We start from the raw sequence: 7,615 nt of genomic DNA, 5'->3' as shown, positions 1-7,615 counted from the left end.
TCAGCCCTTGACGGCGCCGGCCATGATGCCGCTGACGATCTGGCGGCCGAAGACGATGAACATCAGCAGCAGCGGCAGGGTGCCGAGCAGCGCGCCCGCCATGATCAGCGACTGGTCGCGGACGTAGCCCGCGCTGAGCTGGGTGAGGGCGACGGGGACCGTCGGGTTGGTCATGTCGAGCACCACGAACGGCCAGAAGAAGTCGTTCCACGCGTGCACGAACGTGATCATGAACAGGACCGCCATCGCGGGCCGCGCGACGGGCAGCACGATGCTCCAGAAGATCCGCAGCGAGTGCGCCCCGTCCACGCGTCCGGCCTCGACGAGTTCGTCCGGCAGCGCCTCCGACAGGTACTGCCGCATGAAGAAGACGCCGACCGCGCTCACCAGGGTGGGGAAGATGACCGCGGGCAACTGCTGGGACCAGCCCAGTTCCGACATCATCATGAACAGCGGTACGACGCCGAGCTGCGGCGGCACCAGCATGGTGCCGATCACCAGCATGAGCAGGGCGTTGCGCCCCTTGAACCGCAGTTTGGCGAAGGCGAAGCCGGCCAGGGTCGCGAACATCACCGTGGACAGGGCGATCACTCCGGCCACGATCAGGCTGTTGATCATGGCTTTGCCCATGGCCGCCTCGTCCCAGGCGCGGGCGAGGTTGCTGAACAGGTTCGGGCCGGGCAGGAACGGCGGCGGCGTCTGGCTGACCCGGGTGTTGTCGGTGGAGGCCGCCACCATCGTCCAGTACAGCGGGAAGATCGACAGCACCGCCATGACGGCGAGCAGGACGTAGGCGAGCGGGCCCGCGTGGTGCTGGCGGCCGGCGCGCGGGCGCATCAGCCGGCGTGTGCCGCCGCGGGGCGGCTTCTCGGCGGGGGCCTCGGCCGGGGTGTCCGTCCGGGCCGGGAGACTGTGGGTGGTCATGGCGACTCCAGGTCAGGACGTACGGGAGCGCAGGCGCTTGATCAGGCGCTGTGCCACGAAGACGAGGACGAGCAGCAGGAACATCGCCCATGCGACGGTGGCCGAGCGGCCCATCTGGTAGTTCTTCCAGCCCTCCTCGTACAGCAGCAGGCCCAGCGTCTGGTATTGGTTGTCCGCGCCGCCGGTGACGCCGTTGGGCCCCTGGCCGAAGATCAGCGGTTCGCCGAACAGCTGGGTGGCCCCGATCGTGGAGAGCACGATGGTGAAGACGATGGTGGAGCGGATGCCGGGCACGGTGACGTGGGTGAACTGCTTCCACCGGGAGGCGCCGTCGATGGCGGCGGCCTCGTACCGTTCGGCGGGGATCGCCTGCATGGCGGCCAGGTAGAGCAGCGCGTTGTAACCGGTCCAGCGCCAGATGACGATGGTGGAGATCGCGACCTGGGCGGGCCACTTGTCGGCCTCCCAGTTCACCGGGTCGACGCCGACCGCGCCGAGCGCCCAGTTGATCATGCCGAAGTCACGTTCGAAGATCATGGTGAAGACGAGGGCGGCGGCGGCGACCGAGGTGGCGTACGGGACCAGCGAGGCGACCCGGAAGAACAGCGAGGCGCGCATCCGGTAGTTGAGCAGGTGTGCCAGTCCGAGCGCCATCAGGAGCTGCGGCACCGTGGAGATGACGCCGATGGTGAGGGTGTTCGCCAGCGCGTTCCAGAACCGTGAGTCGTTCCAGAGGTCGACGTAGTTGTCGAACGCCACCCATTCCATGACGTCGAGGGTGGCCAGCTCCACCCGGTGCAGGGAGATCCACGACGTGTAGACGAGGGGGTAGAAACTGAAGGCGGCGAAGACGACAAAGAACGGTGCGACGAACGCGTACGGGGCGCCTCTGACGTCGAGCCGGTGCAGCAGCGCGCCGCGCCGCCGGGCGGGGCCCTCGCCGTCCGTCTTCGGCGGCGGGCCCGGGGGCTTCCCGCCGGCCGGGGCCTTGGTGGTGGAGGTGGCCACCCGACTTCTTCCTTCCTGGGAGCGGATGTGGGGGCCGCCCCCGGGCCCGCCGGCGGAGTGCGGGCGGGCCCGGGGACGAGGGGGCGACGGGTCAGCCGACGGCCTTCTCGATGCGCTCCGCGGTGGTCTTCCACGCCTCGTCACGCGGGGTGTCCTGCTGTTCGATCAGGGTCAGGCCCTGGGAGAAGGTGTCCTTGATCGTGCCGTCCTTGCGGCCCAGGACCTGCTTGTCGGGGATCTCCTGGGCGGCGGCGCCGAAGATCTCGCCGATCGGCGCGTCGCTGAAGTACTCCGCGGTCACGTTCTTGACGTCGTCGCGCTCCAGCGCCTCCCGGGAGGACGGGACGCTGCCCTGCTCCTGGAAGATGTGGGCCTGCTGCTCCGGGGCGGTCAGCCACGCCACCAGCTTCTTGGCCTCCTCCTTCACCGGGCTCCCCTCCACCACACCGAGGAAGGAGCCTCCCCAGTTGGCGCCCTTGGGGGCCCTGGCGACGTCCCACTTGCCCTTGTTCGCCTCGCCGGCCTTCTCGCCGATGTGGCCGAGCATCCACGCCGGGCAGACGGCGGTGGCGAACGTGCTGTTGGCCAGGCCCGGGTCCCAGCCCGGCTGGAACTGGCGGAGCTTGGCGCTCAGGTCGTCCTCGGCGGCGTCGGCGGCGAGGTTCCACGCCTCCTTGACGGCCGGGTTCTTGTCGTAGATCAGCTCGCCCCGCTCGTCGTAGTACTGCTCGGGGTAGCCGTAGACCATGGCGTTGAACAGGCCGCTGGCGGAGTCCATGTAGGACACGCCGTCACCCTTGAAGCCCTTCTTGAAGGTGCGGCCGACCTCGACGTACTTCTTCCAGTCGCCCTCCCACAGCGCGGCGACCTCCTCGCGGTCGGTGGGCAGGCCCGCCTTCTCGAAGTGGTCCTTGCGGTAGCAGACGGCCATCGGGCCGATGTCGGTGCCCAGGCCCAGCACCTTGCCGTCCCCGGTGGTGATCTGGGACTGCTTCCAGGGCAGGAAGTGGTCGCTTCCCGCGACGTCGGAGAAGTCCGCGAACTTGCCCGACTGGGTCTCGACGATCTCCTTGGCCCGGCCGATCTCGATGCCCTGGATGTCCTTCAGGCCCTTGCCGGCGGCGAGCCGGGTCTGCAGCGCGGTGTAGTACGTCTGCTCGTCACCGGCGACCTCGGCCTTGATCTCGACGTCCGGGTTCTCCTTCTCGTACTGCTCGAGAAGCCCCGTCTCCTTGAAGCCCATCACCCCGTACATGCCCATGGTGATGACGGTCTTGCCGTCCTTCTTGCCACCACCCGTGGCCGCGTCGTCACTGCTGCTGCAGCCGACGACGAGCGTCAGCGCGCCGGCGACCGCGACCGCGGCCGCGGCCCTCGTACGCAACGAACCGGGACTGCCCATGGAACTCCTCCTAGCGACGGCGCTGACGCACCGGAGTGACGCGTTCTGCGATGACCACAGCGGCTCTGTCAATGAGAATGGGAACGTGCCCAACTCGGGGTGGGAACGTGCCCATCGATGAACCGAAGACTCCTGGCAGCGCAGCCTGTCTGTCAATGGCTTGAACACAACTCGTGGTCCGGGACCGGTGTCCTTCGTCCGGCCCCGGCCCCTGACGCTCCTCCGCTCTTGCGCCGTCTGCAAGAATTGCCGCTGGTCAACTCCGCGGCCGGTGTCGCCGCGACCGCCGAAGATGGGGGAGCACATGGCCGGGGATCGCCGTCCCACGATCAAAACCGTCGCGGCCCGGGCCGGCGTGGGCCGGACCACGGTGTCCCGCGTCGTCAACGGCTCGGATCTGGTCAGTGCCGACGCGCGGTCCAGGGTCCTGGCCGCGATCAAGGAGCTGAACTACGTCCCCAACTCGGTCGCCCGCGGCCTGGTGACCAACCGCACCGACGCCGTGGCCCTGGTGATCCCGGAGTCGGAGAGCCGGCTCGGTTCGGAACCGTTCTTCGCCGCGCTGATCCGGGGCGTCAGCGGCGCCCTCGCCGAGAGCCGGACCCAGCTCCAGCTGATGCTCGTCCGTGACCAGGCCGAACGGGACCAGCTGACCGAATCGGTGGCGACGCGCCGCGTGGACGGCGTTCTCCTGGTCTCCGTCCACGCCGAGGACCGGCTGCCGGGCATGCTGGAGGAGATGGGGCTGCCCACCGTCCTGGCCGGCCGCCGCGACGCGGACGAGCGGCTGAGCTACGTCAGCTCCGACAACACCGGAGGCGCCGCCGAGGCGGTCCGCCACCTGCTGCGCGGCGGCAGGACCAGGATCGCCACGATCACCGGGCCGCTGGACATGGACGTCGGCCGCAGCCGGCTCGCCGGCTGGCGCGACGCCCACCGGGAGGCGGGAGTGCCCGCGAGTGAACTCCTGGCCGAAACCGGTGACTTCACCGAGGAGGGCGGCGCCCGCGCGATGCGTTCGCTTCTTGAACGCGCTCCGGACCTGGACGCCGTCTTCGCCGCCTCCGACCTGATGGCGGTCGGCGCCCTGGCCGAACTGCGCCGCCACAAGCGGCAGGTGCCCGGTGACGTCGCCGTCGTCGGATTCGAGGACTCCGTCCTCGCCCGCCACACCGACCCGCCCCTGACGACGGTGCGTCAGCCGGTGGAGGAACTGGGCCGCACGATGGCCCGGATCCTCACCGACATCACCCGGCACGGCGCGCCCCGCCGGCAGGTGACGCTGCCGACGGAGCTGGTGGTGCGCGAGTCGTCCTGACTCGCCCCTTCCGGTCCCGGGGTCACCGGATCGTTGCTCCGGGGCGCCGGTGCGTCACCTGTGCGCCGGCGTCCGCGTCACCGGCGGTCCGGTGCCGGTGGTGACGCGGACGCCGGCGGGACCCCGGTGCGCGGACGGGGGAAGGCGGTGGGCGCGGCGGCCCGCGGAGGAGGAATCCCCCGGTCGGTTCGGCGCGCCCGCGGTGATCCGGCCGGCTGCCGGGCGGACACGGGCACGCGGCACCGCCTCGCGGGTGCGTCCGGAGCGCTTCCGGGCGCACCCGCCGCCGGGCTTCACCGGGCGACAGCGGCCGGGAGGGGGCCGGTGGGACGGCCCGGTGGAGTCATGCGGTGTTCAGGGTCCACTTCTGGTTCGCGGCACCGGTGCAGGTCCAGATCTGGGCGGGGGTGCCGTTCGCGGAGTCGTTGCCGGTGACGTCGAGGCACTTGTCCGCGCCGGTGTTGACCACATCGCGGGTCGTGGCGTCGTACGACCATTGCTGTGCCGTGCTGCCGTTGCACCCGTAGAGCTGCACCCGGGCGCCGTCGGCCGTCGAGGCGCCCTTCACGTCCAGGCACTTGCCGAGTGCCCGCACGCTGCCGTCGGCGTTCACGGTCCAGCGCTGGGCAGCCGTGCCGTTGCAGGTGTGCAGCTGCACCGCGGTGCCGTCGGCCGTGGCCCCGCCCGCGACGTCGAGACACTTGCCCGCGAGCCCGGTGAGGGTGCCGGTACCGCCGCCGGGGCCGCCCGACGGGGTGCCGGACCAGGTGAAGGTGGCGGTGGTGCGGGCGGGGAGGCTGTAGGTGAAGGACTGGCCGCCCCAGTCGACACGGACCGAGCGGGCGGAGGTGCCCCCGTTGTGGGCGATCAGGGCCTTGGAGCCGTCGGGGTTGCGCCAGGCCACGTTGGACACGGTGGTGCCGGCGGTGGAGGCGATCCGGTGGGCGCCGGGCCTGACGAATTTGGTCAGGTGGCCGGTGGTGTAGTACTCGACCGTGTAGTCGACCTGTCCTGCCCGGGGGCCGCCCTCCTGCACGGTGATCAGCCCGGTGCAGGTGCCGCAGCCGCCGTTGTGCGGACCCATGTCCTGGTTGAGGGCGAGGCTCCATTTCACCAGGCTGCTGCTCCAGTTGCGGGCGTAGCCCACGATGTCGGCCAGGTCCTCGTTGTGCTGGTTGCCGATCCAGGTGCCGCCGGAGTGCTCGGTGCTGAACTGACGGACGTTCGGGTACTGGCCGTGCACCTGGCTGCCCACCGCGGGGTCACCGGCGTAGCCGTGCCAGGCGATGCCGCCGAAGAGCGGGTCGTCGCGCACCCCGGCGTCCGCGAGAACGGGCGCGCCGAAGCCCGCGTAGTCGCCGTAGTTCCAGTCGTGGACGAGGACCTTGGTGTCGATCCCGGCGGCGCGGAAGGCCGGGTAGACGTGGTTCTTGGTGAACTCGACCAGCCCGGAGGGGTTCCAGTTCATGCCGGGGTAGTTCATGGCCGCGGGGTTGCCCGCCTGGCAGCAGTTCGGTTCGTTCTGGACGGACAGGTAGTCGATGTCCACACCGGCGGCCTGATAGCTCTGGATGTACTTGACCAGGTACTGGGCGTACAGGGGGTAGTACTCCCACTTCAGCCAGCCCATCCGGTCCATGCGGCCGTTGTCCTTCATCCAGCCCGGGGCGCTCCAGGGCACGCCCTTGACCCGCAGTGCCGGGTTGAGCTGCCGGGCCTGTGCGGTGAGGAGCCGGACGTTCGTGTCGTAGCCGTTGGCGCCGAAGTCGGACAGGTCGCAGCAGGTGTCGTCGAGCGAGACATGGCCCGGCCGGGACAGGTCGGAGGCGCCGATCGGGTTGCGGACGAAGGACAGCCCGATGCCGTCCGTCGGTGAGAACAGTTTGCGCATCACCGCGTCGCGGGTCGAGGCACTGACGGCGCCGCCGCGCAGCAGATGGGCGGTGGTGTCGGTGATCGAGGCGCCGCCGCCCTCGAACTGCTGGTACCTCGTCGCCTCGTCGACGGTGATCGTCTGGTCGGCGCCGCCTCCGGCGGGGCCGAAGCGCACCGGTGTCTGTGGGGCCAGGCCGCGGGTGACGTTGCGGCCGCCCGTGTCGGAGGTCGTGGTGAGCCACACGTCGACGCGCTCTCCCGCGGCCACCGCCTGCTGCGTGGCGCCGGGGGCGAGTGTCAGGGCGAGGGTGAGGACGAGGGTGAGGGCGAGCAGGGCGGGGAGGCGGCGGAAGGGAGGGGTGCGGCGGAGCGGAGCGCCTCTGTGCGGTGACGTCATGGGGGGTGACCTCTCGGTGAGGGCCTCACCTTCAAGGTGTGAACGCACGGCGGAGCGGAATCGTGGGGCGCACATGCGCGCTCGTCTGAGGGTGAGGCGAGAGACGGGGCGAGAACGGTGGGGTGTCTCTGTGGGGGGGGGTGCCGTGCCGACGGACCGGCCGTCTTGCCTCAAGGCATGATTGAACTCTTAAGGCATGTCCTCGTCAATACAAGAGTCTATGGAATCCGGTGGCTCCGGCAGGATCACCGTCTCCGTGACGTCACTTGTTGGCTACTGCCCTTTCTCCGTTCGGACACCGGGTTCCAGGGGCAGCAGGACCCGGAAGGTCGCGCCCCGGCCGGGAGCCGTACGGATCTCGACGTGGCCGCCGTGCGTACGGACGAGCGAGTCGACGATGGCCAGGCCCAGGCCCGTGCCGCCGCCTGCGGCACGGGCCCGTGCCTTGTCGGCGCGGTAGAAGCGGTCGAAGGCCCGCTCGGCCTGGCCGGACGTCATTCCGGGGCCCTCGTCCTGGAACTCGAGGACCGCGTGGCCGTCCTGTGCGCCGACGCCGACACGGACCGGGGTGCCGGACGGGGTGTGGGCGACGGCGTTGCCGACGAGGTTCGAGGTGACCTGACGGAGCCGGGCCTCGTCGCCGAGGACCGGGGCCGCGCCGGGCGGCCCGCCGCCGGGGCCGGTGAGGGCG

The 7,615-nt window shown here is 70.5% G+C and carries 6 protein-coding genes; 1 reads left to right on the top strand and 5 read right to left on the bottom strand.

The window, feature by feature from the left end; translation table 11 throughout:
- The 3 genes from AOK18_RS25655 to AOK18_RS25645 all read right to left on the bottom strand — a co-directional run bounded on the left by AOK18_RS25655 (position 1) and on the right by AOK18_RS25645 (position 3,334).
- On the bottom strand, positions 1 to 924 hold the full coding sequence (locus AOK18_RS25655; protein ID WP_055572063.1) for a carbohydrate ABC transporter permease: 924 nt from the start codon (positions 922 to 924) through the stop codon (positions 1 to 3).
- Positions 925 to 936: 12 nt separating this feature from the next.
- A complete protein-coding gene (locus AOK18_RS25650) occupies positions 937 to 1,932 on the bottom strand; it encodes a carbohydrate ABC transporter permease (protein WP_055572064.1) in 996 nt (331 codons plus the stop codon).
- Positions 1,933 to 2,023: 91 nt separating this feature from the next.
- Positions 2,024 to 3,334: an ABC transporter substrate-binding protein gene (locus AOK18_RS25645; protein ID WP_055695875.1), complete on the bottom strand. Its 1,311-nt coding sequence runs from the start codon at positions 3,332 to 3,334 to the stop codon at positions 2,024 to 2,026.
- 304 nt (positions 3,335 to 3,638) lie between these two features.
- Between AOK18_RS25645 and AOK18_RS25640 the strand changes: the two genes are divergently transcribed.
- Entirely contained in the window at positions 3,639 to 4,652 is a 1,014-nt protein-coding gene (locus tag AOK18_RS25640) for a LacI family DNA-binding transcriptional regulator (protein WP_055572066.1), read from the top strand.
- Positions 4,653 to 4,995: 343 nt separating this feature from the next.
- On the opposite strand, the gene AOK18_RS25635 is transcribed toward AOK18_RS25640, so the two are convergent.
- Together AOK18_RS25635 and AOK18_RS25630 are read right to left on the bottom strand one after the other, a co-directional pair.
- A complete protein-coding gene (locus AOK18_RS25635; protein WP_055695874.1) occupies positions 4,996 to 6,924 on the bottom strand; it encodes a ricin-type beta-trefoil lectin domain protein in 1,929 nt (642 codons plus the stop codon).
- A gap of 273 nt (positions 6,925 to 7,197) precedes the next feature.
- Positions 7,198 to 7,615: sensor histidine kinase (locus AOK18_RS25630; protein WP_167738744.1), on the bottom strand; the 418-nt coding region annotated here is incomplete at its 5' end.

Origin of the sequence: Streptomyces prasinopilosus, from assembly GCF_001419695.1 — a bacterium.
Lineage (GTDB): Bacteria > Actinomycetota > Actinomycetes > Streptomycetales > Streptomycetaceae > Streptomyces > Streptomyces prasinopilosus.
Note: the sequence above shows the minus strand (reverse complement) of the source record. Positions and strands in the feature narration are given on the sequence as shown.